The following is a 25,502-nucleotide window of genomic DNA, read 5'->3' as shown; positions in this document are numbered from 1 at the left end:
ATGACCACGTCAGGTCTCCCCTCCGGCTCTTTTCCTGATCTTGACGGCGCCTTTACCGATCGGCTCCGTCGTGCCGGCGCACCAACAGGGTGCCCAGCGCCGTGCGTTCGTGGCGGACCGACTTGCCGGCGCGGACGGTGGTGATCAGACCCGCGCCGCGCAGGGCGGCGGTGTGGGCGGAGGCGGTGGCGTTGCTGACGCGCAGGCGGCGGGCGAGCCCGCTGGTGGTGTGCCCTTCCGCGAGCAGGAGCAGGACGTCCAGGCGGGTGCGGCCGAGGACGGCGGCCAGGGCGTCCTCCGTGCCGGGCGCTTGGGCCCGCGTGAGCGGCAGGCCGGGGCCCGCGGCATAGGTCAGGGCCAGGGGACCGTCGGGGAGATCGGCGAGCAGGGGGTGTCCGGTCCAGTGGAACGTCGGCAGGAGGACGACGCCCCGGCCGCGCAGCCGGATGTCCCGGTCCTCGCCGGGAGCCGCAAGGCCTGCGGGGGCTCCGGGGTCCGGCCACTCCCAGACGCCGTCGCGCAGCCGGCTGCCCGGGACGAGCGCGGTGAGGGCGGCGCCGACGCCGTGCTCGGCCGCGGCCAGGGCGTGGCGGGCGAACTCCCTCTGGTGCAGGTCCCGTACCTGGTCCCACACCGGCCGCACCACGGTCTCGAACGCCGCGTGCTGGGCGCGGCGCAGTACCCGCCAGGCCTCGGCGTCGCCGCGGTGCAGCTCCCGGACCCACGGCGGCGCCGGGGCGGGGTGGGCGGCGTACACGCGCTCGAGCTCGGCCCGGACCGTCTCGGGGCGCGTGGCGCGGACGGTGTCGAGGGCCTCGTCGAGCGTGCCGCCGAACACGTCCAGGAAGCGGGGCGCCCGCCCCGCGGGGACCAGGTCCCCGAGCGGTTCGACGGCGGACGGCAGGGCATGGAGCAGCCGGCCCCGCCAGCGCCCGAAGAGCGGGTCGCCGTCGGGGCGGAACATCGTCATGAAGGCCGCGTTCAGCTCCTGCAGCGGAGCGGGGCGGGACGAGAAGCGGACGCGGGCGAAGTCGGCGGCGGTGAAATGAATGCGGATCACTGCCTCGACCTCCCCCGCGCCAGCCTAAGCGTTCGGCCCTGAGAGTCCAGCGCGCGCGAGTCCAGCGCGCGCGAGTCCAGCGCGCGCGAGTCCAGCGCGCGCGAATCTAGCTGCGAACTCGGCGCGGAGAGACCGGCGTCACGCGGCGGTGCGGCGACGGCCGGACTGGGCGGTGCCGTTGCCCCGTCCCGCCCTGCTCGCCGCTCCCCCGGAGCCGGCCGCTCCGGCCGTTGCGCCCGTTCCCGTACGGCGAGGACGGCGGCGGCGCCCTCCGGAGCCCTGGCCCTGACCCTGGCCTTCGCCCTGGCCCTGGCCCTGGCCTTCGCCACGGCCCCGGCCGCGGCCCTGGCGTCGGGGGCCGGACTTCTCGGCGGGCTGCGCCGGCTGCGGCACCTCGATGACGACCGGGACGCCGGACGGCTCCCGGGCGCCGGTGAGGCGGGCCAGCTCCTCGTCGGAGGACTTCACGCGGGCGGCCTGCGGCGTGATGCCGGCGTGGGACATGAGGCGGCTCATGTCCCGCTTCTGCTCCGGCAGGACGAGCGTGACGACGCTGCCGGACTCGCCCGCGCGGGCGGTGCGGCCGCCGCGGTGGAGGTAGTCCTTGTGGTCGATGGGCGGGTCGACGTTGACGACGAGGTCGAGGTCGTCGACGTGGATGCCGCGGGCCGCGACGTTGGTCGCGACGAGCGCGGTGACCCGGCCGTCCTTGAACTGCTCCAGCGTGCGGTTGCGCTGCGGCTGCGAGCGCCCGCCGTGCAGACCGGCGGCGCGCACGCCGCTGGCGAGCAGGCGCTTGACCAGGCGGTCCACGGAGCGCTTGGTGTCCAGGAAGAGGATCACCCGGCCGTCGCGGGCCGCGATGCGGGTGGTGACGGCCTTCTTGTCGGTCTCGTCCGCGACGTACAGGACGTGGTGCTCCATGGTGGAGACCGCACCCGCGGACGGGTCGACCGAGTGCACGACGGGGTCGGTGAGGAACATCCGCACCAGCCGGTCGATGTTCTTGTCGAGCGTCGCCGAGAACAGCATCCGCTGGCCGTCCGCCTCGACCTGCTTCAGCAGCGCCGTGACCTGGGGCAGGAAGCCCATGTCGGCCATCTGGTCGGCCTCGTCGAGGACGGTGACGGCCACCTGGTCGAGGCGGCAGTCGCCGCGCTCGATGAGGTCCTTGAGGCGGCCGGGCGTGGCCACCAGGATCTCGGCGCCGCGCCGCAGCGCGCCCGCCTGCTTGGTGATCGACATGCCGCCGACCACGGTGGCGATCCGCAGCTGCACGGAGGTGGCGTACGGCGTGAGGGCGTCGGTCACCTGCTGCGCGAGCTCGCGCGTGGGGACCAGGACCAGCCCGAGCGGCGCCTTCGACTCGGCCCGGCGGCCCGCGGTGCGGGCGAGCAGGGCGAGCCCGAAGGCGAGGGTCTTGCCCGAGCCGGTGCGCCCGCGGCCGAGGATGTCGCGGCCCGCGAGGGAGTTCGGCAGGGTGGCGGCCTGGATCGGGAACGGCTCGGTCACGCCCTGGGCGGTGAGCGTCTTCAGGAGCGCGGCCGGCATGTCGAGGTCACCGAAGCCCGCGGCCGGCGGCAGGGCGGGGGTGGCGCTCTCCGGCAGCGTGAACTCGCGCGGCGGCGCGATCACGGTGCGGGCGGCGCCGGCGGTGGCGCGACCGGCACCGGCGGCGGCGCGGGGCTTCGTGGAGCGCTTGCGGACGGGGCGTTCGGGTCGGGTCATGCAGCAGCCTTCGCTCTCAGGGCTCTTGGGGCCTGGGGAGTGTCCGCAAAGTAGCGTCGTCCGCCCGGAGGGCGGGCCTGGCGGCGTCTGGGGGCACCCCCAGGCGCAGCTCTGGGGGAGCGTGCGATCGCAAGGCGGAGGAGGGAGCCACTGCGGTGGGGGCACCTCCCGTGCCCGAAGGGCTACGGGGGCCATTGGCGACTGACGACAACGCGGCGAGCGTGCGTGCCAGACGCCGCCAGGCAGACGGGACTTTGCGGACACGACCTAGGACGGCGCAAGCCGGGACCCGCACCTGCGGTTGCAGGGTGCGGGCCCCGGCTGCGGGGAATCGCGTCAGGCGATCAGGCGGGGAGGATGTTCTCCGCCTGCGGGCCCTTCTGGCCCTGGGTGACGTCGAAGGTCACCTTCTGGCCTTCCTGGAGCTCACGGAAGCCCGAGGTGGCGATGTTGGAGTAGTGGGCGAAGACGTCGGCGCCGCCGCCGTCCTGCTCGATGAAGCCGAAGCCCTTTTCCGAGTTGAACCACTTCACGGTTCCAGTAGCCATGATTTTTCTCCTGAATGGTGTCGGGGCCCCATCCGGAGAAAACGCCGGTGAAAACAATGAGTGCGCCTGAGGTCATTCCCGCTCAGGCGCACATAAAGTTCATGGGTACCAAAACTGCAACACGGCAACCGTAGCACGCCGCCCCGGGGTGTGCCGGGCCGGTCGCGTGACCTGTGCCACTGTCCGGAAACCCTACCGCCGGGTCGGCGCGGCGGTGCTTGAATCCCCGGATGACATCGATCAAGCAACCATGGGGGCTCAGCGTCTTCGGCGCCGGCACGGTCTTCGCCGAGCCGCGGCTCGCGCGGGTGAACCTGACCGTCGACAAGCTGGCCGGGAAGCCCGAGGACGCGTTCCGGGAGGCGGGCGAGGCCGTGTCGGCGCTGCGCCGGACCCTACGCGAGCACGGGATACCGGACGCGTCGGTCTCCGGCTCGCGGCTCGCGCTGAACTCGGCGTACGACGGGTACGGGGACAAGCGGACGTTCCTCGGCTACCGCTGCACCGCGCGGTACACGGTCGAGACGACGTCCCTGGACACCTTGCAGCAGCTGGTGGTGGACGCCGTCTCCGCCGGGGCCAACGAGGTCGACCGCGTCGTCTTCGACGTCGAGGGCAAGCCCGCGCTGCGCGACGAGGCGCGGCGCCGGGCGGTCGCGGCGGCCCGCCGCAAGGCCGAGGTGTACGCGGAGGCGACCGGGGTCCCGCTCGGTCCCGTCATCCACATCGAGGACGTGGACCCGGAGGAGCTGGGCCGGGGCTACCGCGGCCACGGCAGCGACGCGGCCGAGGGCCTGGAGGGCGACCTCGCGCCCGGGATGGTGGAGGTGACCGCCGCGGTGCTGCTGGGCTTCTCGCTCGGCCGCTGAGCGGGGCGGCGGTCCGTCGAAGGGCGCGGCGACGGGCTCGGGCCCGGGCGGCCGGTCGTCACACCCAGGCCCCGGCGGTCCGGTCGTCACACCCGAACCCGGGCGGCCGGTCGTCACGCCCCGGCCCGGCGCAGGGCCTCACGCCCGGGCCCGGCGCAGGGCCTGGTGGACCGCCCACACCACGGACACCAGCGGCACCGCGACCACGGCGCCCAGCACGCCCGCCGCGATGGCGCCGCCGATGACGGCGAGGGCGACGACGACGGGGTGGAGCCGGACGGCCCAGCTCATCACGAGCGGGTGCAGCACATGGCCCTCGATCTGCCCGATGATCACGATGAGGGCGACGACGACGGCCGCGACGACCGGGCCCTTGGCCGCGAGCGCCACCACCGCCGCCACCGCGAGCGCGATCGGGGAGCCGATCAGCGGGACGAAGGCGGCGAAGAACTCCAGCAGGGCGAGCGGCATGGCGAGGGGCACGCCCAGGAGGAGAAGCGCGATGCCGACGAGGATCGCGTTGGTCGCGGCGACCAGGACGATGCCGTGCGTGTAGCCGGTGAAGGTGCGCCATGCGGTCCGGCCCGCGAGGGCCACCCGCGTCCGTGCGGCCGGGGGCAGCTGGGCGCAGAACCAGCGCCACTGGCGGTCGCCGGAGTGGAGGAAGAAGACGGAGCAGAACAGCGCCAGGGCGATGACGGTGACCACCTCCACGAGGCGCCGGCCGCCGCTGATCGCGGTGGAGACGAGGGTGGAGCGGTGGTCGGAGAGGAACTGCCCGATGCGTGTCTGGATGTCGGTCAGCGCTTCCGGGTGGAGCCGGAACGGAGGCCGCTCCAGCCAGCGCTCGATCCGTTCCACCCCGGTGGCGAACTCGTCCTGGAGCACCCGGCGCTCCCCCGCCACCGCCTCCCCCACCAGGGCGAGGACCCCCAGCAGGAGCACGATGCTCAGGAGCAGCGAGACGGCCACGGCCAGCGGTCTCGGCAGCGCCCGCGCCACGATGTCGACGGCCGGGCGGAGCATCGCCGTCACCACCAGCCCCAGGAAGACCGCCACCCCGATCTCGTGGAACCGCCCCAGCAGCGCGAAGAGCGCGTAGACCAGCGCCCCGACGACCAGCACGCGCCAGGCGTGCGCGGCGGCGCTGCGCAGCGGCGGGTAGACGCGCACCCCCGCCTCGGGGCCGCCCTGGCCCGCCGCGCCGGGCACGGGGCCTGCGGGGGCCCCGCGCGGCGCCGCCCGGTGGCGTACGCGGGGTGAGGGCCGGGGCGGGCGGCGGCGGGCAGGCCGAGCGGGCCGGGCACGCGGGACGGGCTGCGGGTCGGTGGGCACCTCTCACCTGGTACCACCACGCCCCGGCGCGCCGGGCGAACGGCGCGCGCATGTGGGCCGTCTCAGTCCTTGCCCGGCCGCATGGTGCGCAGGGCCTCGCCCGGGCGCCAGATCCGCAGGACGAGCGCCTCGTCCTCGACGGTCGTGCGGACGACCTCGGTGAGCTCGGCGCGGAAGAGGTGGAACGGCTGTGGCACGCCCACCTCGTCGGCGAACCACGCCAGGGTGTCCGGGTCGGTCACCTCGACCGCCCGTCCCCCGATCCGTACGTCGCCGCCGCCCATGTCAGTACCGCTGCCCGGGTTGGCGTACACGGCGAACCGGGGATCGCGCAGCAGGTCCCGTGCCTTGCGCGACCCCGGCATCATGCCGAGCCACAGTTCGCCGCGCCCGAAGGTGACCTCCAGCCCGCTCAGCCGGGGGAAGCCGTCCTTGCGAAGGGTCCCGAGGACGTGGTGCTTGTACGGGTCGAAACGGCGCCGGACGGTTGCGGCGAAGTCCGGCTCCGCCGCCTGGAACTCTGACCACCTGAATGTCATGGCTCCATGGAAGACGGGATACCGGACATCTCCTGTCGTGTTTCCGGAGGCTCAGAAGCGCAGTGCGTCCGGCCGGTACGGGTTCGCGCCGATGTAGCGCGTCTCGCAGGTGGCGGTCGCGCCGCCGGGGGCCGGGTGGCAGATGCGCAGGGTCATGCGCAGGACGCCGCTGGGGTCGGAGGCGGTGATGTCGGGGAACTCGGCGGTCGTGCCGCAGCCGCCGGTGTTGTGCCGGTCGCCGAGCGGGACGGTGCGGCCGGCGCCCGTGGTGACGGTGAGGGAGGCGTACACCGCGCGGTCGTCGCAGGTGGCGTCCGTGACGCGGAGCGTTCCGCCGGTGATGGTCTGGCGATCGGTCCAGGTGTACTGGAGCCGTACGCGGTCCCCCCAGCTCGCCGTCACCTCGGCGGTCGCGGTCGTGTCGGCCCGGCCCGTGCCGGCCGCTCCCAGTGTGAGTGCGGTCGCCGCGGCGACCACGAATCCTGCGCGGCGCATGTGTGTCTCCCATCCGGTAGCCGGTACCGAGGAGCAGCTCTACCCCGGCCCCGCCGCGGTGTCCCGGCGGCCGGGGTGACAATCACGCGTTGGGCGCAGTGGATGCCGCCACCAGCGCGGCCAGCGAGGTGCGGGCCGACTGGAGGTCCGAGATGCGGTGCTCGATCTCGTCGAGGCGGGCGACGAGCAGCGGGCTGAGGCACGGTTCGACCTCGGCGTCGCTGCCGCAGACGCAGTCGAGCACCTCGCGGATGACCTTGGTGGGCAGGCCGGCCCCCAGGAAGGTCCGGATGCGGCGCACGACGAGGGGGGCGTCGTCGCCGTAGAGGCGCTGGCCGCCGGCCGTGCGCCGGGCGTCGAGGAGGCCCTGCTCCTCGTAGTAGCGCAGCAGGCGCACGCTCACCCCGGTCCGCCGGGACAGCTCTCCGATCCTCAACGTGATCCCCCTCACAGGTACTTGAAGCTCACACGGGTGTGAGTTTCTACGGTTCTCAGCATGACGAACAACATCCACAGCACCCACGGCGCCCACAGCACCCGCACCGTCGACTCCGTCGTCCGCATCGGCGGCGACCTTCCCGTACGGCGCCTGGGCTACGGCGCCATGCGCCTCGCGGACGCCCCCGACGGGCCGTCCGGCGCCGAGGCGCGCATATGGGAGGCGCCCGTCGACCGGGCGGCGGCCATCCGTCTGCTGCGTACCGCCGCGGAGTCCGGCGTGGAGCTCTTCGACACGGCGGACGCGTACGCGCTGGGCGCGAACGAGGAACTGATCGCCGAGGCGCTGCACCCGTACCGGGAGGGCGTGGCCGTGGCCACGAAGGTCGGCCTGGTGCGGCCGTCGCCCGCCGAGTGGGTGCCGCTCGGGCGCCCCGCGTTCCTGCGCCAGCAGGCGGAGCTGAGCCTGCGCCGGCTGCGTACGGAGCGGATCGACCTGCTGTACCTGCACCGGATCGACCCGGAGGTGCCGCTGGCCGATCAGATGGGGGCGCTCAAGCAGCTCCAGGAGGAGGGCAAGGTGCGGCACATCGGGCTCTCGGAGGTGGGCGTGGAGCAGCTGAAGGAGGCGGAGGAGGTGGCTCCGGTCGCGGCCGTGCAGAACCTGTACAACCTGGCCGCGCGCGACCACGAGGCGGTGGTGGACCACACCGCCGAGCACGGGATCGCGTTCGTGCCGTTCTTCCCGATCGCGATGGGCGAGCACGCCGGGCCGGGCAGCCCGGTGGCTGCGGTGGCGGCGGAGCTCGGCGCGACCCCGGCGCAGACGGCGCTGGCCTGGCTGCTGCACCGGGCTCCGCACATCGTGCCGATCCCGGGCACGAGGTCCGTCGCCCATCTGCGGGAGAACCTCGCGGCGCTCGACGTCGCCCTCACCGAGGAGCAGTTCCGCCGGCTCGACCGGCCGTGAGCGTCAGCTCCGTACGATGCCCTGGGCCCGCGCCGCCGTCAGCCAGGTGGGGAACTCGGCGACCAGCCGGTCGTACAGCTCGGGGTCCGGGACGCGGCGCGGGTCGGTGCCCACGTGGAAGAAGCCGGCGTTGTCGACGCGGCGCTTGGCGGGGACGGCGAGTTCGTCGAGCTTGCGCAGGAAGTCGAACTGGCGGCTGCCGGGGTCGCCGAAGCCGACGAACTGCCAGAAGAGCGGCAGCTCGGCGGCCTTGCAGAGGTAGCGCTCGGCGGCGAGTTTGTTGATGGGGCCGCCGTCCGTCTGGAAGACCACGAGGGCGGGGGCGGTGGCGCCGCTGTCGAGGTAGTGGTCGATGACGGCGTCCATGGCCAGGTGGTAGCTGGTCTTGCCCATGTGTCCGAGCCCGGCCACGATCCGGTCGATGCGGCCTTCGTGCTCCCCGAGCACGATGTCGGTCTCGGCGTCGACGTCCGTCGAGAAGAAGACGACCGGCACGCGCCCGTCGTCGTCCAGGTTCGCCGACAGGCCCAGCACCCGCTCGGCGAGCGCCTGGACGCTGCCGTCCTGGTAGTAGGGCCTCATCGAGCCCGAGTAGTCGACGACCAGGTAGACCGCCGCCCGTGCGCCGCTCAGCCCGTGCTTGCGCAGCGAGACGGCCGCGGTCTTGTAGAGGCCGACCAGCGCGGGCGCGGTCTCCTCGACCTTCTGGAGGCTGAGAGGCATACGGGAAGACTAGAGGACCGTCACACCTCCTCCCCCAGGGGCAGCCTCCGCACGCCCGGGAGGTACTCGTCCAACTCCCCGGGCTGGAACCGGTACATGCCCACCACGTGCCAGAACTCGCCCGCCACGTCCCCCTCGTACTTGTAGCCGCCCGACGGGGTGAGGGTCGCCCAGCCGTCCGGTACGCCGATGAGGGTGGCGCGCGGGGAGGGGGCGCCCCCGTCCAGGGGCAGGTTCCACAGCCGTACGGTGCCGTCCTCGCCGGCGCTGGCGAGTTCCGTGCCGTCGGGGCTGAAGGTGACGGCGAGGATGCGCCCGGAGTGGCCGGTGAGTTCGGCGAGGACGGCGCCGGTGTCGGCGTTCCACAGGGTGACCTTGCGGTTGTCGCCGGCGGCGGCGAGGACCGGGCGGGTGGGGTGGGCGGCGACGGTCCACAGCTTGCCGCCGCCCGGGCGCAGCCGCAGCGCGGCCTCGCCGTCGCGCCAGACGATGGCCGTACCGTCCCAGCCGGCGCTGGCGAGCCAGGCGTCGCCGGGGCCGAAGGCGACGCCGTACACCCGGTCCCCGTGTCCGGCCAGCTCGGCGAGGAGCCGTCCCTCGCGCGCCTGCCAGAGGCGTACGAAGCCGTCGTCGCAGCCGCTGGCGAGGACGTCTCCGGCGGAGCCGTCGGCGCGGAACGCGATGGACCGGACGCGGCCGCGGTGCTGGGCGAGGGTGGCGATCCGGGCTCCGGTGGAGCGGTACCAGAGGCAGACGGTGTCGTCGTCGTTGGCGGTGGCCAGCAGGTCGCCGGCGGGGTTGAAGGCCTGGGCCCAGATGTGCTCGGTCTCGGCGTCGAGCTCGCGCAGGGACTCGCCGTCGGTGTTCCACAGGTAGACCCCGCCGTCACTGCCGGCGGTGCCGAGGACGGGTCGGGCCGGGGAGAAGGAGGCGGAGACGAGCCGGTCGCCGCGCCCGGACAGTTCGTGGGTGCGCACCCCGGTGCGGGTGTCCCACAGCAGCACGTGGCCGTCGCTGCCGCAGGTGGCGAGCGTGGTGCCGTCGGGGCTGTAGGCGAGGTCGCCGACGCGCCGCCCGTGGCCGCGCAGGATGCGCTTGCCCTGGCCGGTGGCGGCCTCCCAGATCTGCGCGCCGCCGTCGTTGCCGACGGTGAGCAGCTGGGTGTCGTACGGGTGGAAGGCGCAGGCCCAGGCGGAGCCGCGGTGCGGGGTGGGCTGGCGGGCGTGGAGGGTGACGGCGTGGCCCTGGCGCGGGGTGCGGGTGACGGTCCACAGCCGGACGGCCCCGTCGCTGTCGCAGGCGGCGAGCAGGGATCCGTCGGCGTTGAACAGCACCTGGTAGACGGCGCCGGCGGAGCGTTCCAGGCCGCCGAGCGGGGTGCCGACGGCCGGGTCCCAGAGCCGTACCTGTCCGTCGGTGTCGCCGCTGGCGAGGAGGCGTCCGCCGGGGTGGAAGTCGAGGGTGTAGACGCGGCCGGTGTGGCCGGTGAACTCCTGGCGCAGCCGTCCTTCGGCCGCCTGCCAGACCCGTACGGTGCCGCCCTGGTCGCCGGTGGCGACTGCGGTGCCGTCGGGGCTGTAGCGGACGCGGTAGACGGCGCCTTGGTGGCCGGGCAGGTCGCGGGCGAGCGGCTCCGTGCCGGTCCGCAGGGACCACATGCGTACGCCGGCGGCGGCGTCGCCCGTGACGAGGGTGGTGCCGTCGGGGCTGAAGGCGGCGGCGTAGACGGGCGCGGCGTGGCCGGGCAGCCGGTGCGTGGGGGTGCCGGTGGCGGTGTCCCAGACGGTGACCAGGCCGTCGGCGTCGCCGGTGGCCAGGCGGGTGCCGTCCGCGCTGAGGGTGACGGGCCACACCCCGCCGGGGTGGACGTCGAGGACGTGGCGGCAGGCGCCGGAGACGGGGTCCCAGAGGCGTACGGTGCCGTCGGAGCCGCCGCTGGCGATGACGCCGGCGGCGCACTTGATGGCGTACACGCGTCCGGCGTGGCCCTGGAGGGTGCGCAGGGCGCGGCCGGTGTCGGCGCCGCAGACGAGGATGCCGCCGTCCTCGCTGCCGACGACGAGGAGTTCGCCGTCGGGGCTGTACGCGATGGGCTCGGGGAGCCGGCTGGTGCGCATGTCGTAGCCGTACGGGACGCCGACGGAGGAGGGGCGGAAGCCGGCGTCGACGGGCATGCCGGGGGCGAGGGCGGCGGTGCGCAGTTCGGGTGCGGCGCGGGTGGCGTCGTCGGTGACGGGGTCGATGAGGGCGGCGCGGTGCCAGCGGCTGCCGGTGAGGTCGGCGCCGCGCAGGTCGGTCCGGGTGAGGCGGGCGCGGCGCAGGTCGGCCCGGGTGAGGCGGGCGCCGCGCAGGTCGGCGCGGTCGAGGCGGGCGCCGGTGAGGCGGGCGTCGGTGAGGTCGGCCCGCTCCAGGGTGGCGCCGACGAGGCGGGCGTCGGTGAGGTCGGCGCCGGTGAGGTCGACGCCGGTGAAGTCGCGGTGGGAGAGGTCCTCGCCGGCGAGGCGGGCGCCGCGCAGGTCGGCGTGGGCGGGGACGCGGAGCCGGTCGCCGATGCGTACGGCGTTGGCGCGGGCGGCCTCGCTCACGCCCGCGCGGGCGGTGTCGCCCGCCCTTGCGCGGTCGCCTTCGAGGGTGTCGCGGACCCAGCGGACGCACTGCTCGTGGTCGGCGAGGTCGCAGAGGAACTCGACGGCGAGGCGGCTGAGCGGCCGGGCGCGCAGCAGCGCGTCGTCGCCCCGGTCGAGTCGGCGGGCGGCCTCGCGGGCGAGGAGCCACTCCCCGACGGAGCCGTGGATGAAGTGGAACAGCCCGTCGTCGGTGCGCACCAGCAGGGTGCCGGCGCCGATGGCGTGGCCGAGTTCGGCGCTGGAGCGGGGCGTTTCGGTGAGGCGGCTGAGGGTGGTGGCGACGGCCTCGGTGAGCTCGTCGAGGCGCAGGGCGGTGCGGCCGGACTCCCAGAGGCGTTCGGCGAGCGCGGTGACGGCGGCCCACAGTTCGGCGAGGTCGAGGCCGGGCGGGGAGCCGGGGCCCTTGCGGTGGCGGGCCTCCTCGTACTGGAGCCAGGAGGTGAAGATGTCCTCGTAGAGGCGGGCGGGGCTGAGCGCGCGGCCGGCTCCGGCGACGGCGCGCAGCCGGTCGGCGTCGAGCTGGGCGACGAAGGACAGCAGCCGGGGGTTACGGCACAGCGCGAGCAGGTCGGGGATGTTCTCCAGGAGCCGGTAGCGGCGGTCGGCGGCCTCCTCGTCGCCGTACGTCTTGACCAGGTAGGAGCGGATCTGGTCCGGGGTGAAGCCCTCGACGGAGAGGATGCGGCGCTGCGGAAGCAGGCCGACGCGCTCGCCGAGGGCGGTGAGGACCTGTTCGTGGGACTTGAAGTGCTGGGTGCGGCTGGAGACGACGATCTTGGCGTGGTCGACGGCGGCGTCGAGGAGGACCTGGAGGTGGTCGGCGGCGCGGTCGTAGCTGACGCGGTTGACGAGCTCGTCGAAGCCGTCGAAGAGGAGGACGACCCTGCCCTGGGCGAGCATGTAGCGCAGGGCGCGCAGGTCGATGGTGTCGACGCCGTGGGCGGCGAGGTGGGCGGCGACGAGCCCTTCGAGGCTGTGGGCGCGGTCGAGGGTGTTGAGGGGGATGAGCAGTGGGGTGAGGTGCGGGAGTTCCTCGGGGATGCGGCGGGCGAGCTCGCGCAGGGCGAAGGTCTTGCCGTGCCCGAAGTCGCCGAGGAGCAGGACGAACCGGCCGTGGTCGGCCTCCAGGAGCTCCAGGAGGTCGTCGACGAGGTGGTCGTGTTCGCCGCCCCCGTGCGCGCCGTCGTGCGGGCGGTCGGCGTCGCGGTAGCGCTGCGGGAGGTAGCGGACGGGGGCGTAGCTCTCGCCGGCGAGGAGGCGGGCGGTCTGGGCGGTGACGTAGCCGCGCAGGTCGAGCAGGCCCTGGAACTCGACGAAGCTGCGCACGCGTACGCCGTGGCGGACGGCCCGCTCGCGCAGCTCGGCGGGGGGTGCGGGGCCGTCGTGGACGAGCTCGGCCTCGACGCCGGAGCCGGTGGCGCCGGGGCCGGCGGCGTGGAGCTGGGCCAGGAGCCGGTCCAGCTGTTCGCCGGTCGGGGTGCCGGGGTGGACGGCGATGCGGGCCTGGCGTACGACGCCCTCCTCGCGCCAGGTGGCGATGATCTGGTCCATGTCGCCGGGGGCGCGGCGCGGTACGTCGCGCAGGCGGACGCCGTCGCGGCGGGCCAGGCAGACCTCCTTGACGCGTTCGGTGAGCGAGTCGGGGTCGGCCGGCTCGGCGGGGAGGGCCGCGGGTTCGCGCGCCGGGTCGGCCGCCGTGGCCGGGCGGGGCGCGTCCGGTACGGGGAAGACCCGTCCGGCGCGGGGCCAGCCGGCGGGGAACGTCTCCGGGCCGGTGCGGCCGCGGTCGTACCAGCGGGTGATGCCCTCGGCGGTGAGGCGCAGCAGCTGGAAGCGGGCGGGGGCGGCGGCGCCGAACACGGGCAGCCCGGCGGCCGGGTCGGCGCCGGTGCCGGGCAGGCGGGTGTGGCCGGGCACGGTGCCGGTGGAGCGGGGGCCGCCGGTGGGGCCGTGCAGCAGCAGGTGGAGGCGGGGGCCGGCGAGCTCGGTGAGGGTCTCGGTGTCGGTGAGGGCGCCGGGCCCGCCGACGGCGTCGCCGGGCCTGCTGCCGGGGGTGAGGGGGTGGCGCAGGGCGCCGACCCGGAGCCAGCCCTCCTCCTCGTACGGGCGCAGCGCCTCGGCGAACCAGACGGCCTGGTCGCGGCCGATGTGGCCGTACTGGTCCTCCAGGCGGTGGCTGTAGGCGATGGACGAGTTGAACCCGGCGACGACGGTGTTCAGTTCGGGCACCGGGAAGAGCGTCCAGGGCTGGTCGCTGTCGAAGACGGTGTCGAGCCCTTGGTAGAAGCTGCGGAACAGGCGCGTGTAGTGGCGCCACTTGGGCCAGTACGGGGGTTGCGGGGCGATCTCGTCGGCCTCGCAGGTGTGGAAGTAGGCGCGGCAGGCGGCCTGGTTGACGTCCTGGGCGCCGGGGACGATGACGACGCGCTGCGGCGGCAGATCGAGCTGGGAGCGTACGGCGGTGAGGAAGCTCAGCGCCTGGTCGCATTCGCGGGGGCTGCCGGAGGCGGTGAGGTCGCCGGTGACGACGAGCAGGTCGGGCGCGGGTGCGCCGCCGTCGCGCAGGACGATGAGCTCGCCGCGCAGCTCGCGGCTGAGCGTGTCGGGTTCGCGGCCGCGGCCGAAGTCGGGTCCGGCGAGGTGGAGGACGGTGACCGCGTCGTGGGCGGCGGGCGACTGCGGGCCCTGCGGGTAGCGGGGCGCGCGCTGGGGGCGTCGGCGGCCGGCCCAGCCGGGGCCGCCGAGCCACCGCTGGGCGGGCAGTCCCGCCACGGGCGCGCCCGTGGCGCGGGCGGTGGCGGCGTCGCCGGGGTAGCCGGGGCGGCGGCCGGGGCGGGCGTGGCCGTCGAGGGCCTGTTCGACGCGGGTGAGCAGCAGGGCGCGGGCGGTGGTGGCGTCGGGGACGCCGACGAGGTCGACGTACGTGATGGTGGCGAGCAGCCCCTCGATGGGGATGTCGTCGACGCGCACGGTGAGCAGGCGGCGCTCGGGGGTCTCGGGGTCGGCGCGCAGGGCGGCCTGCCACTCCATGCGGCCGTACAGGGAGCGTTCGTAGTGGCGGGAGAGGACGGCGATGACGGCGGCCGACTCGCTGACGCCCCGGTCCATGAAGTCGATGAAGTTGCTGCCCGGGACGAAGTCCCAGGCCTGGACGACGGTGCGGTAGCCGGCCTCTTCCAGGGTCCAGGCGATCCAGGACGCCCACGCCTCGTCGGCGGGCGAGTAGCTGATGAAGAAGTCCAAGTCGCTTGCCCGGGCGTCGGTTTCACCATCCGTCAGCATGCGAACAGATTAGGCCGGGGAAGGCGCCCTGTCCGGTCGAAAACCCATCTCGAAAACCTATGCTCGTGCTCGTGACGGTGACCGTGACGTATTACTTCAGGCGCTTCCTCGGAGGCTTCCATCCGCTGGACTGGCTGGCGGTCGCGCTCCTGGCGCTGGGGCTGCTCGCCGTGGCGACGGGGCTGCTGCCGACCGGGCCGGCCTCGGACGTGCTGGCGAGGATCGGGCCGCTGCTGGTGTTCCTGGCGACGGTGATCGTGCTGGCCGAGCTGACGGGGAAGGCGGAGGTCTTCGACGTCGTCGCGACCTGGGTGGCGCGGGCCGGGCGGGGCAGTTACGCGCTGCTGTTCGGGCTGTGCGTGCTCTTCGCGTCGGTCACCACCATCACGCTGAACCTGGACACGACGGCCGTGCTGCTCACGCCGGTGATGCTGGCGCTCGCCACCCGGGTGGGCATCGCGGCGGTGCCGCTGGCCATGACGACGGTGTGGCTCGCCAACACGGCGAGCCTGCTGCTGCCCGTTTCCAACCTCACGAACCTGCTGGCGGCCGACCGGGTAGCGCTCACCCCGACGGGCATGGCGGCGACGATGTGGGCGCCGCAGGCGGTGGCGATCGGAGCGACGATGGCGTGCCTGTGGGTGTTCTACTGGCGCCGCGGCCGGCGGGGCGCCGAGCGGTACGCCCCGCCGGAGCCGCCGCGCCCGGCCGATCCGGTGCTGCTGCGGGTGTGCGCGGTGGCGTGCGCCGCCTTCCTGGTGGCGCTCCTGGTGGACCTGGTCCCGCTGTGGGCGGCGTCGTCGGCGGCGGCGCTGGTCGTGGTGGTGGCGTTCGCGGTACGCCGCCGGGCCGAGCTGCGGTGGTCGCTGGTGCCGTGGCGGCTGCTGGTGCTGGTGCCGGGGATGTTCCTGGTGGTGGAGACGGTCAGCGCGCACGGCCTGCACGAGATCCTGGCCCGCCTGATCGGCACCGAGGAGGGCCCGCTGGGCGTGCTGCGCACGGCGGCGGTCGGCGCGGGCTTCTCCAACGCGCTGAACAACCTCCCGGCGTACGTCGCGGGTGAGGCGGTCGTCCCGCTCCCCCACCACGACCAGCTGCTGGGCCTCCTGATCGGCGTCAACGTCGGCCCCCTGGTCACCCCCTGGGCGTCCCTGGCGACGCTCCTCTGGTTCGAACGCTGCCGCTGGCACGGCACGCACATCGCGCTGGGCCGCTTCATGGGGACGAGCCTGGTGCTGGCGGTGACGGGGACGGTAGGCGCGGTGGGAGGGCTGGTGCTGGTGGGGTGACCCTTACGAGGAACCGCGCATCGCCGACGCGACCTCCTCCAGCACGTACGCCAGCGTCTCCGCCCGCGCCGCGACGAAGCTGCGGCGGGTGTCCGGGCCGGTGTAGCCGGGGCGGAAGCGCGCCCCGTCCAGGGTGCGCAGCTCCACGCCCGCCTCGGCGGCCAGCAGCGCGCCGGCCGGCAGGTCCACCCCCTCGGCGCGGTAGCCGACGAAGCCGTCGATGGTGCCGCGGGCCAGCAGGCTCCAGCCCAGCAGCGGGGCCCACAGCTGCAGGACGCGGCGGCAGCGGCGTTCCAGGGTGGAGCGCAGGGCGGTCGCGGTGGGGTCGGCGCGGCCCACGGCGTGGCCCTGGGTCCAGGCGAGGACCGGCCCGGGACCCGGCAGGTCGCCGCGTGGGCCGGGCAGGCGGGTGCCGTCGTCGCCGTGGGCGCCCTGGCCGCTGACGGCGTGCCAGGTGCGGCCGGTGACCGGCTCGTGGACCACGCCGACGACCGGCGTCTCGCCCAGGCAGAGCCCGATGCCGACGACGTACGCGGGCAGGCCGATCGCCACGTTGTTGGAGCCGTCGAGCGGGTCGACCAGCCAGGTGCGGCGGTTGCCGGTGTCGAGGAGCCCGGCCTCCTCGGAGAGGATCCGGTCCCGGGGGAAGTGGCGCCGGAGCCGGCCGAGGATGAGCTCCTCGGCGGCGAGGTCCAGGTCGGTGACGACGTCCCCGTCCGCGCCCTTGGTGCGTACGGCCCTGGCGTCGGCGAAGTGGCCGCGCAGCAGCCGCCCGGTGGCCTCGGCGGCGGCGACGGCGACGCGCCGCTCGGTGGCGAAGGACGAGGGCCCGTCAGTCCCGGCGTGCGGCATGGATCCTCCCGAGGGCCGTGCGGACGGCGTGAAGGGTGTCCTCGGTGCCGCACAGGCGCCGGGTGGTGCGGCGCGGCGGCCCGTCGAGCGGCCCGAGCGACAGGTCGCGGCCGCCGGGCAGGGACCGTCCCCGTACCAGGGTGACGGCGGTCCGGCCCGGCGTCACGACCGTGGTGTGGAACTCGCCGGCGCCGAGTGCGTACGTCGTGCCCGCCGGGCTGGTCTGCACGGGCCCGGTCTCACCGCGTACGAGCCGGGTGGTGGGCCGGATCTCGTCCACGCCGTCGGGGTGGCTGCGCACCTCGAAGACGCGGTGCGTGGGCGCGTCGGTGTCGTCCCGTATCCGTACGCGCACGTTGCCGACCTCGCCGTACAGGACGTGGCTGTACAGCTCCCAGCTGTGCGCGTGCAGCGGCGGGACGGGATCGTCGTCGCCGAGGGGCTCGCCGAAGAGGTGGACGCAGACGCCGTCGGGGCCGCTGCGCAGAAGGGGCAGGCACAGGAAGCCGAGCGGGTGCCGCACGGCGCGCAGCCGCCGTCTTCCGGCCGCTATCTCGCGCAGGGTCCGTTCGGCGGCGTCCAGGTCCATGGGCGGCTCACCTCCCGTAGGGGTCCTCGGCGTGCAGGGCCTTCTCGATGATCCCGCCGACGTCCGCCTCGGTGTACGTGCGCGGCAGCGGCAGCGCCAACGCGTCGAAGAGCGCGCGCACTTCGTCGACGGTCGGGGAGAGGCTGAGCAGGGTGGCGTCGCGCAGGTCGAGGGTGGTGGCCTGCTCGCGGCTCTGGTGCAGTTCGGTGAGGTAGTAGTCGTAGAGCGGCTGGCCGCGCTCGACCTTGAGGTTGACCCGGTTCGGGTCGTCCTGCGTGATGATCAGGCAGGAGTCGGAGAGATCGAAGCGCAGGGTCGGCACGGTCGACGACAGGTGGACGCTGATGTCGAGGGTCGTCAGCTGCATGCGGTACCAGCAGGCGGCGAGGACGGTGGCGTACGACTCCTTGCGGGCGCGGGCCGGGGTCCACAGGTCCCCGCCGTGCGAGCCGGACCCGGCGCCGGAGAACATGCGGCGGAACTGCGCGTACGTGGCGCAGGCCCGTTCGTCGGCCGGGTTGAGGATCTCGATCTTGACGTTGAGCTGGGAGCGGTTCTGCTTGGCGGCGCGTACGCACTCGGGGAGGGTGACGGCCCGGAGGTAGGTGCCGGTGCCGCCCTTGAAGTACCAGAGGTTCGTGGACTGGCGGGCCTTGCGCAGCTCGTCGCGGACCTCGTTGCCGGCGAGGGAGCGGACCATGGTGAGGTCCTCGATGGCGCGGCGGGTGCCGGCCATGGCGTCCTGGATGGCGAGCGGGCGCCGGGCGCGCTCGGAGAGCGAGCCGACGGCGAGGGCGCCGAGGACGACGAGGGTGGCGCCGGAGGCGAGGTCGGACTCGATGAGCTTGTCGCCGAAGATGTCGAGGAAACCGATGGTGAGGCCGATACCGGCGGCGAAGACGACCTCGAAGTTGCGCAGGGCGAAGGCGACCGCGCGCTCGATCCGGCCCGTACGCCCCGTCCGCCCCGTGGTCATCGCGTCCCGTCCCCTCCCCCGCTTCCCCGCTCCCCCTCGGCCGGGTACCCGATCTTAGGCGGGCCCGCTCCGGTCCCACCAGGGCGCATCGGGGGCACACGGCCCCGGACAGGGCGCAGCGCCTGCCATCGATCCGGTCGAGGACGGCGGCAGGCGCTGCTGTGTTCCGCACGCCGTTGTACGGGACGATGAGGGGTGCCTCGGGCCGCGATGCGGCCGGGGCCGGTGGGGCGTGTCGGTGGGTCGTTGCCGAGCCGTCGGAGGACGCCGCGTACGCCATCGTACGCGGCGCCCGGCCGACGACTCGAGCCGGGTGGTCTAGACCGTGTGCCCGGGCTGCGTGGGCCCTGGCGGTTCGGACCGGGGACGGGCGCCGGACCCCGCGGGGTCCGGGCCGTTCCGGCTCAGACCGCCAGCGCGCGGTCCGTCGGGCGGATCGGGGCCGGGAGCTCGCTCGCGCCCGTCAGGTAGCGGTCCACGCCGCGGGCGGCCGAGCGGCCCTCGGCGATGGCCCACACGATGAGGGACTGGCCGCGGCCCGCGTCACCGGCGACGAAGACGCCGTCGACGTTGGTCGCGAAGTTCTCGTCGCGGGCGATGTTGCCGCGCTCGTCGAGCTCCAGGCCGAACTGCTGGACCAGGCCGTTGGACTGGTCGGTGCCGGTGAAGCCCATGGCGAGGGTGACCAGCTGCGCGGGGATCTTCCGCTCGGTGCCGGGCTTCTGCTCCAGCTTGCCGTCCTTGAACTCGACCTCGACGAGGTGGAGGAACTGGACGTTGCCGTCCTCGTCGCCCTCGAAGTGGGTGGTGGAGACGGAGTAGATCCGCTCGCCGCCCTCCTCGTGGGCCGAGGTGACCTTGTAGAGCATCGGGAAGGTCGGCCACGGCTGGGCCGCGTTCCGCTCCTCGCCCGGCCGCGGCATGATCTCCAGCTGCGTGACGGAGGCCGCGCCCTGGCGGTGGGCGGTGCCCACGCAGTCCGCGCCGGTGTCGCCGCCGCCGATGACCACGACGTGCTTGCCCTCGGCGGTGATGGGCGGCTGGATGAAGTCGCCCTCCTGCACCTTGTTGGCGAGGGGCAGGTACTCCATCGCGAAGTGGATGCCCTTGAGGTCGCGGCCCGGGACCGGCAGGTCGCGGGAGACGGTGGCGCCGGCGGCGATGACGACCGCGTCGTACCGCTGGCGCAGCTTCGCCGCGTCGATGTCGCGGCCGATCTCGATCTCGGTGCGGAACTTGGTGCCCTCCGCGCGCATCTGCTCGATGCGCCGGTTGATGTGCACCTTCTCCATCTTGAACTCGGGGATGCCGTACCGCAGCAGACCGCCGATGCGGTCGGCCCGCTCGTACACGGCGACCGTGTGGCCGGCGCGGGTCAGCTGCTGCGCGGCGGCGAGGCCCGCCGGGCCGGAGCCGATGACGGCGACGGTCTTGCCGGACAGGCGCTCCGGCGGCTGCGGCGTGACGTCACCGCTGTCCCACGCCTTGTCGATGATGGAGACCTCGACGTTCTTGATGGTGACGGCGGGCTGGTTGATGCCCAGCACGCACGCCGCCTCGCAAGGCGCCGGGCACAGCCGCCCGGTGAACTCCGGGAAGTTGTTCGTGGCGTGCAGGCGCTCGCTCGCGGCCTGCCAGTCCTCGCGGTAGGCGTAGTCGTTCCACTCGGGGATGAGGTTTCCGAGCGGGCAGCCGTTGTGGCAGAACGGGATGCCGCAGTCCATGCACCGGCCGGCCTGCTTGCTGATGATCGGCAGCAGGGAGCCGGGGACGTAGACCTCGTTCCAGTCCTTGACGCGCTCGGCCACGGGGCGGGTCTTGGCGCCCTCGCGCCCGGTGGTCAGGAAGCCCTTGGGGTCAGCCATGGGTCGCCGCCTCCATCATCTTCTCGGTGGTCTCCTGCTCGGAGAGACCGGCGAGCTCAGCGGCGTCCTTGGCGGCGAGCACTGCCTTGTACGTGGTCGGGATGATCTTGCTGAATCGGGCCACCGCGGTGTCCCAGTCGGCAAGGAGCTTCTCGGCTACGGTCGAGCCCGTCTCCTCCTGGTGGCGGCGCACGACGTCGTGCAGCCACGCCCGGTCGGTCTCGTCCAGGGCCTCGATCGCGCCCACGTTGCCGGAGTTGACGTTGTCCCGGTCGAGGTCGATGACGTACGCGACGCCACCCGACATGCCGGCCGCGAAGTTGCGGCCCGTCTCGCCGAGGACGACCGCGTGACCGCCGGTCATGTACTCGCAGCCGTGGTCGCCCACGCCCTCGGAGACGACCAGCGCGCCGGAGTTGCGGACGCAGAACCGTTCGCCGGTGCGGCCGCGGAGGAACATCTCGCCGCCGGTCGCGCCGTACCCGATGGTGTTGCCGGCGATGGTGGAGTACTCGGCCAGGTGGTCGGCGCCCCGGTCGGGGCGGACGATCACGCGGCCGCCGGACAGGCCCTTGCCGACGTAGTCGTTGGCGTCGCCCTCCAGACGCAGCGTGACGCCGCGCGGCAGGAACGCGCCGAAGGACTGGCCGGCCGAGCCGGTGAAGGTGATGTCGATGGTGTCGTCGGGCAGGCCCGCGCCACCGAACTTCTTCGTCACCTCGTGGCCGAGCATGGTGCCGACCGTGCGGTTGATGTTGCGGATCGCGACCTGGGCACGGACCGGCTGGGCCTGCTCCGCCGTCTCGGCGGCGAGGGCGTCGGCGGCGAGCCTGATCAGCTCGTTGTCGAGCGCCTTCTCCAGGCCGTGGTCCTGCTCGATCACCTGGTGGCGCACCGCGCCCTCGGCCAGCTCGGGCACGTGGAACAGCGGAGACAGGTCGAGGCCCTGCGCCTTCCAGTGGTCGACGGCCTTGGCGGTGTCGAGGAGCTCGGCGTGGCCGACGGCCTCCTCCAGGGTGCGGAAGCCGAGCTCGGCGAGGAGCTCGCGCACCTCCTGGGCGATGAACTCGAAGAAGTTGACGACGAATTCGGCCTTGCCGGAGAAGCGCTCGCGCAGCACCGGGTTCTGGGTGGCGATGCCGACCGGGCAGGTGTCCAGGTGGCAGACGCGCATCATGACGCAGCCGGAGACGACGAGCGGCGCGGTCGCGAAACCGAACTCCTCGGCGCCGAGCAGCGCGGCGATGACGACGTCGCGGCCGGTCTTGAGCTGGCCGTCGGTCTGGACGACGATCCGGTCGCGCAGGCCGTTCAGCAGCAGCGTCTGCTGGGTCTCGGCGAGGCCGAGCTCCCAGGGGCCGCCCGCGTGCTTCAGCGACGTGAGCGGCGAGGCGCCCGTACCGCCGTCGTGGCCGGAGATGAGCACGACGTCCGCGTGGGCCTTGGAGACACCGGCGGCGACCGTGCCCACGCCGACCTCGGACACCAGCTTCACGTGGATGCGGGCGGCCGGGTTGGCGTTCTTGAGGTCGTGGATCAGCTGGGCCAGGTCCTCGATGGAGTAGATGTCGTGGTGCGGCGGCGGCGAGATCAGGCCGACACCCGGGGTGGAGTGCCGGGTCTTGGCGACCCACGGGTAGACCTTGTGACCGGGCAGCTGGCCGCCCTCGCCGGGCTTGGCGCCCTGGGCCATCTTGATCTGGATGTCGTCGGCGTTGACCAGGTACTCGGACGTCACGCCGAAGCGGCCGGAGGCGACCTGCTTGATCGACGACCGGCGTGCCGGGTCGTACAGGCGCTCCGGGTCCTCGCCGCCCTCACCGGTGTTGGACTTGCCGCCCAACTGGTTCATGGCGATGGCGAGGGTCTCGTGCGCCTCCTTGGAGATGGAGCCGTACGACATGGCGCCGGTGGAGAAGCGCTTGACGATCTCGCTGACCGGCTCGACCTCGTCGAGGGAGATCGGCTCGCGGTCGCTCTTGAAGTCGAACAGACCGCGGAGCGTCATGAGCCGCTCGGACTGCTCGTTCACGCGGTCCGTGTACTTCTTGAAGATGTCGTACCGCTTGTTGCGCGTGGCGTGCTGGAGGCGGAAGACCGTCTCCGGGTCGAACAGGTGCGGCTCGCCCTCGCGGCGCCACTGGTACTCGCCGCCGATCTCCAGCGCGCGGTGCGCGGAGGGGACGCCGGAGGCGGGGTACGCCTTGGCGTGGCGGGCGGCGACCTCCTTGGCGACGACGTCCAGGCCGGCGCCGCCGATCTTGGTGGCCGTGCCGTTGAAGTACTTCTCGACGAAGGCCTCGTCCAGGCCGACGGCCTCGAAGACCTGCGCGCCGCGGTAGGAGGCGACGGTCGAGATGCCCATCTTGGACATGACCTTCAGGACGCCCTTGCCGAGGGCGTAGATCAGGTTGCGGATGGCCTGCTCGGGCTCCAGGCCCTCGACGAAGGTGCCGGCGCGGACCAGGTCCTCGACGGATTCCATGGCGAGGTACGGGTTGACGGCGGCGGCGCCGTACCCGATGAGGAGCGCGACGTGGTGCACCTCGCGGACGTCGCCGGCCTCGACCAGCAGGCCCACCTGGGTGCGCTGCTTGGTACGGATGAGGTGGTGGTGCACCGCCGAGGTGAGCAGCAGCGACGGGATCGGCGCGTGCTCGGCGTCGGAGTGCCGGTCGGAGAGCACGATCAGGCGGGCGCCGCCCTCGATGGCGGCGTCGGCCTCGGCGCAGATCTCCTCGATGCGGGCCGCGAGGGCCTCGCCGCCACCGGAGACCCGGTAGAGGCCGGAGAGCGTGGCGGCCTTCATGCCGGGCATGTCGCCGTCGGCGTTGATGTGGATGAGCTTGGCCAGCTCGTCGTTGTCGATCACCGGGAACGGCAGCGTGACGCTGCGGCAGGACGCCGAGGTCGGCTCCAGCAGGTTGCCCTGCGGGCCGAGCGAGGAGTGCAGCGAGGTGACGAGCTCCTCGCGGATGGCGTCCAGCGGCGGGTTGGTGACCTGCGCGAACAGCTGGGTGAAGTAGTCGAACAGCAGCCGCGGCCGCTCGGAGAGCGCGGCGATCGGCGAGTCCGTGCCCATGGAGCCGATCGGCTCGGCGCCGGTGCGGGCCATCGGCGCGAGGAGGACGCGCAGCTCCTCCTCGGTGTAGCCGAAGGTCTGCTGGCGGCGGGTGACCGAGGCGTGGGTGTGGACGATGTGCTCGCGCTCGGGGAGGTCCTCGAGCTCGATGATGCCCGTCTCCAGCCACTCCTGGTACGGGTGCTCGGCGGCGAGGGCGGCCTTGATCTCGTCGTCCTCGATGATGCGGTGCTCGGCGGTGTCGACGAGGAACATCTTGCCGGGCTGGAGGCGGCCCTTGCGGACGACCTTGGCGGGGTCGATGTCGAGGACGCCGACCTCGGAGGAGAGGACCACGAGCCCGTCGTCGGTGACCCAGTAGCGGCCGGGGCGCAGACCGTTGCGGTCGAGAACGGCACCCACCTGCACGCCGTCGGTGAAGGTGACACAGGCCGGGCCGTCCCAGGGCTCCATCATCGTGGAGTGGTACTGGTAGAAGGCGCGCCGGGCCGGGTCCATGGACTCGTGGTTCTCCCACGCCTCCGGGACCATCATCAGGACGCTGTGCGGCAGCGAACGGCCACCGAGGTGGAGCAGCTCCAGGACCTCGTCGAAGGAGGCGGAGTCGGAGGCGTCCGGCGTACAGACCGGGAAGATCCGCTCCAGCTTCTCGGCGCCGAAGAGGTCGGAGGCGAGCTGCGACTCGCGCGCCCGCATCCAGTTGCGGTTGCCCTTGACCGTGTTGATCTCGCCGTTGTGCGCGACGAAGCGGTACGGGTGGGCGAGCGGCCAGCTCGGGAAGGTGTTGGTGGAGAACCGGGAGTGGACGAGGGCCACGGCGGTGGCGCAGCGGCGGTCCGACAGGTCCGGGAAGAAGGGCTCCAGCTGACCGGTGGTGAGCATGCCCTTGTAGACGATGGTGCGGGCGGAGAGGGAGGGGAAGTAGACCCCGGCCTCGCGCTCGGCGCGCTTGCGCAGCAGGAACGCCTTGCGGTCCAGCTCGATGCCGGCGCTGGTGCCGTCGCTCACGAAGAGCTGGCGGAACTCGGGCATGGTGGAGCGGGCGGTCGCGCCGAGCAGCTCGGGGGCGACGGGGACCTCGCGCCAGCCGAGGACCGTGAGGCCTTCCTCGGCGGCGATCGCCTCGATCCGCTCGACGGCCTGTGCGGAGCCGTCGGCGGGGAGGAAGGCGATGCCGACGGCGTACTCGCCGGCTGCCGGGAGGGCGAAGTCGGTGACCTCGCGGAGGAACGCGTCCGGGACCTGGAGCAGGATGCCGGCGCCGTCGCCGGAGTCGGGCTCGGAGCCGGTGGCGCCCCGGTGCTCCAGGTTGCGCAGAACGGTCAGCGCCTGCTCCACCAGCGCGTGGCTGGCGACACCGGTGAGGGTGGCAACGAAGCCGACACCACAGGCGTCGTGCTCGTTGCGGGGGTCGTACATACCCTGCGGGGCGGGGCGACCGTCCATGGGCGACCAGGCGTCGGAACGCATCGGCTCTCCCGTCGTCGTCGTGGCATATGCAGTGCCAGAGGGACGACGTTGGCCCTCCGCGAAATTTCGTGCAGATTACATGATGGAACGTTTCTCGGAACGCGGATAGTTCATTCCAACATGCGGACACCGCGTGGAGGCGGTGGAGTGTTCTCCAGGTACGAGCTGACCGGCATCCGACCGGCACCTTGACCGGCCTCGTCGGCCGTCCGGCGCGTCCTGGTAGGGAGAGCGGGCTTCATTGCCCGCAGCGCTAACGGCTCATGCCCGCTGATGAAGGAATCGAAACCGCCGCGTTACGGCTGAGTATGCGCCGCGGTGCATAGTGTCTCATCGGCGGGCCGGATCCCGCCATTGGAGCTTCGTCACAAGGATCGGGGGCGGCACCGCGCCCGCCTTGTCGGGATCGCCACCGTAACCGCGAAGCGCGCACGGGGGAAGAGCGGCAGACGCCCCCGCCCCGCGGGGACGGGCGACGCGGCGCGGAGAGCGTACGGGGAGGTACGGGGCCGGGCGGCGGGTACGGGGCCCGGCCGGGAGGTACGGGGCCCGGCCGGGGCGGCAGGCGTGAGGCCCGGGCCGCAGGCGCGGGGCCGGGCGGCGGGTACGGGGCCCGGGCGGCAGGTACGGGGCCCGGGCGGCAGGTACGGGGCCGGCCGGGAGGCGGGGGGCCCGGGCTGCAGGCGCGGGGCCCGTCGGCACTCCGCCACGGTCAACGGCGCCGAGCGCCCGGCACCCGGCACCCGGCACCCGGCCCTGGCCAGC

At 73.6% G+C, this 25,502-nt stretch carries 17 protein-coding genes; 3 read left to right on the top strand and 14 right to left on the bottom strand.

The window, feature by feature from the left end:
• Positions 1-52: 52 nt before the first annotated feature.
• The 3 genes from AC07FJ_RS03725 to AC07FJ_RS03715 all read right to left on the bottom strand — a co-directional run bounded on the left by AC07FJ_RS03725 (position 53) and on the right by AC07FJ_RS03715 (position 3,336).
• The gene (locus AC07FJ_RS03725; protein WP_479044841.1) at positions 53-1,060 is read right to left on the bottom strand and encodes an ArsR/SmtB family transcription factor; all 1,008 of its coding nucleotides are present in this window, start codon (positions 1,058-1,060) and stop codon (positions 53-55) included.
• Positions 1,061-1,198: 138 nt separating this feature from the next.
• The gene (locus AC07FJ_RS03720) at positions 1,199-2,788 is read right to left on the bottom strand and encodes a DEAD/DEAH box helicase (protein ID WP_479044839.1); all 1,590 of its coding nucleotides are present in this window, start codon (positions 2,786-2,788) and stop codon (positions 1,199-1,201) included.
• A gap of 344 nt (positions 2,789-3,132) precedes the next feature.
• Positions 3,133-3,336 carry a cold-shock protein gene (locus AC07FJ_RS03715; protein ID WP_005318814.1) on the bottom strand — a complete coding sequence of 68 codons (204 nt, stop codon included), beginning with the start codon at positions 3,334-3,336 and terminating at the stop codon, positions 3,133-3,135.
• A 230-nt stretch (positions 3,337-3,566) separates the two neighbouring features.
• On the opposite strand from AC07FJ_RS03715, the gene AC07FJ_RS03710 reads away from it, so the two are divergent.
• Positions 3,567-4,205: an SIMPL domain-containing protein gene (locus AC07FJ_RS03710; RefSeq protein WP_479044838.1), complete on the top strand. Its 639-nt coding sequence runs from the start codon at positions 3,567-3,569 to the stop codon at positions 4,203-4,205.
• Positions 4,206-4,343: 138 nt separating this feature from the next.
• Here AC07FJ_RS03710 and AC07FJ_RS03705 read toward each other — a convergent pair whose 3' ends face one another.
• From AC07FJ_RS03705 to AC07FJ_RS03690, 4 genes are all read right to left on the bottom strand, one after another.
• Positions 4,344-5,417, bottom strand: a complete 1,074-nt coding sequence (locus AC07FJ_RS03705; RefSeq protein ID WP_479045289.1) for an AI-2E family transporter — start codon at positions 5,415-5,417, stop codon at positions 4,344-4,346.
• Between the two features lie 185 nt (positions 5,418-5,602).
• On the bottom strand, positions 5,603-6,079 hold the full coding sequence (locus tag AC07FJ_RS03700) for a pyridoxamine 5'-phosphate oxidase family protein (RefSeq protein WP_479044835.1): 477 nt from the start codon (positions 6,077-6,079) through the stop codon (positions 5,603-5,605).
• Between the two features lie 51 nt (positions 6,080-6,130).
• Complete coding sequence (locus tag AC07FJ_RS03695; RefSeq protein WP_479044833.1) at positions 6,131-6,574, bottom strand: hypothetical protein; 444 nt, start codon at positions 6,572-6,574, stop codon at positions 6,131-6,133.
• 82 nt (positions 6,575-6,656) lie between these two features.
• A complete protein-coding gene (locus tag AC07FJ_RS03690; protein ID WP_479044831.1) occupies positions 6,657-7,010 on the bottom strand; it encodes a MerR family transcriptional regulator in 354 nt (117 codons plus the stop codon).
• Positions 7,011-7,070: 60 nt separating this feature from the next.
• Between AC07FJ_RS03690 and AC07FJ_RS03685 the strand changes: the two genes are divergently transcribed.
• Positions 7,071-7,982 (top strand): aldo/keto reductase, encoded by a 912-nt coding sequence (locus AC07FJ_RS03685; RefSeq protein WP_479044829.1) that lies wholly within the window; start codon positions 7,071-7,073, stop codon positions 7,980-7,982.
• A 3-nt stretch (positions 7,983-7,985) separates the two neighbouring features.
• Here AC07FJ_RS03685 and AC07FJ_RS03680 read toward each other — a convergent pair whose 3' ends face one another.
• Entirely contained in the window at positions 7,986-8,705 is a 720-nt protein-coding gene (locus tag AC07FJ_RS03680) for a vWA domain-containing protein (RefSeq protein ID WP_479044827.1), read from the bottom strand.
• 20 nt (positions 8,706-8,725) lie between these two features.
• The gene (locus AC07FJ_RS03675; protein ID WP_479044826.1) at positions 8,726-14,614 is read right to left on the bottom strand and encodes a WD40 domain-containing protein; all 5,889 of its coding nucleotides are present in this window, start codon (positions 14,612-14,614) and stop codon (positions 8,726-8,728) included.
• A 125-nt stretch (positions 14,615-14,739) separates the two neighbouring features.
• Here AC07FJ_RS03675 and AC07FJ_RS03670 point away from each other — a divergent pair, with 125 nt between their 5' ends.
• The gene (locus AC07FJ_RS03670) at positions 14,740-15,903 is read left to right on the top strand and encodes an SLC13 family permease (RefSeq protein WP_479045287.1); all 1,164 of its coding nucleotides are present in this window, start codon (positions 14,740-14,742) and stop codon (positions 15,901-15,903) included.
• 3 nt (positions 15,904-15,906) lie between these two features.
• On the opposite strand, the gene AC07FJ_RS03665 is transcribed toward AC07FJ_RS03670, so the two are convergent.
• From AC07FJ_RS03665 to gltB, 5 genes are all read right to left on the bottom strand, one after another.
• Positions 15,907-16,755 carry an inositol monophosphatase family protein gene (locus AC07FJ_RS03665; protein ID WP_479044824.1) on the bottom strand — a complete coding sequence of 283 codons (849 nt, stop codon included), beginning with the start codon at positions 16,753-16,755 and terminating at the stop codon, positions 15,907-15,909.
• Positions 16,736-17,344, bottom strand: a complete 609-nt coding sequence (locus tag AC07FJ_RS03660) for a hypothetical protein (protein WP_479044821.1) — start codon at positions 17,342-17,344, stop codon at positions 16,736-16,738. The genes AC07FJ_RS03665 and AC07FJ_RS03660 overlap by 20 nt, the downstream gene beginning before the upstream one ends.
• A 7-nt stretch (positions 17,345-17,351) precedes the next feature.
• On the bottom strand, positions 17,352-18,320 hold the full coding sequence (locus AC07FJ_RS03655) for a hypothetical protein (protein WP_479044818.1): 969 nt from the start codon (positions 18,318-18,320) through the stop codon (positions 17,352-17,354).
• A gap of 404 nt (positions 18,321-18,724) precedes the next feature.
• The gene (locus tag AC07FJ_RS03650; protein WP_479044816.1) at positions 18,725-20,185 is read right to left on the bottom strand and encodes a glutamate synthase subunit beta; all 1,461 of its coding nucleotides are present in this window, start codon (positions 20,183-20,185) and stop codon (positions 18,725-18,727) included.
• Positions 20,178-24,737 (bottom strand): glutamate synthase large subunit, encoded by a 4,560-nt coding sequence (gene gltB, locus AC07FJ_RS03645; protein WP_479044814.1) that lies wholly within the window; start codon positions 24,735-24,737, stop codon positions 20,178-20,180. The genes AC07FJ_RS03650 and gltB overlap by 8 nt, the downstream gene beginning before the upstream one ends.
• Positions 24,738-25,502: the final 765 nt, after the last annotated feature.

The sequence above is a fragment of the Streptomyces sp. NPDC045998 genome (genome assembly GCF_056430285.1).
This window is presented reverse-complemented; position numbering and strand designations above follow the sequence as displayed.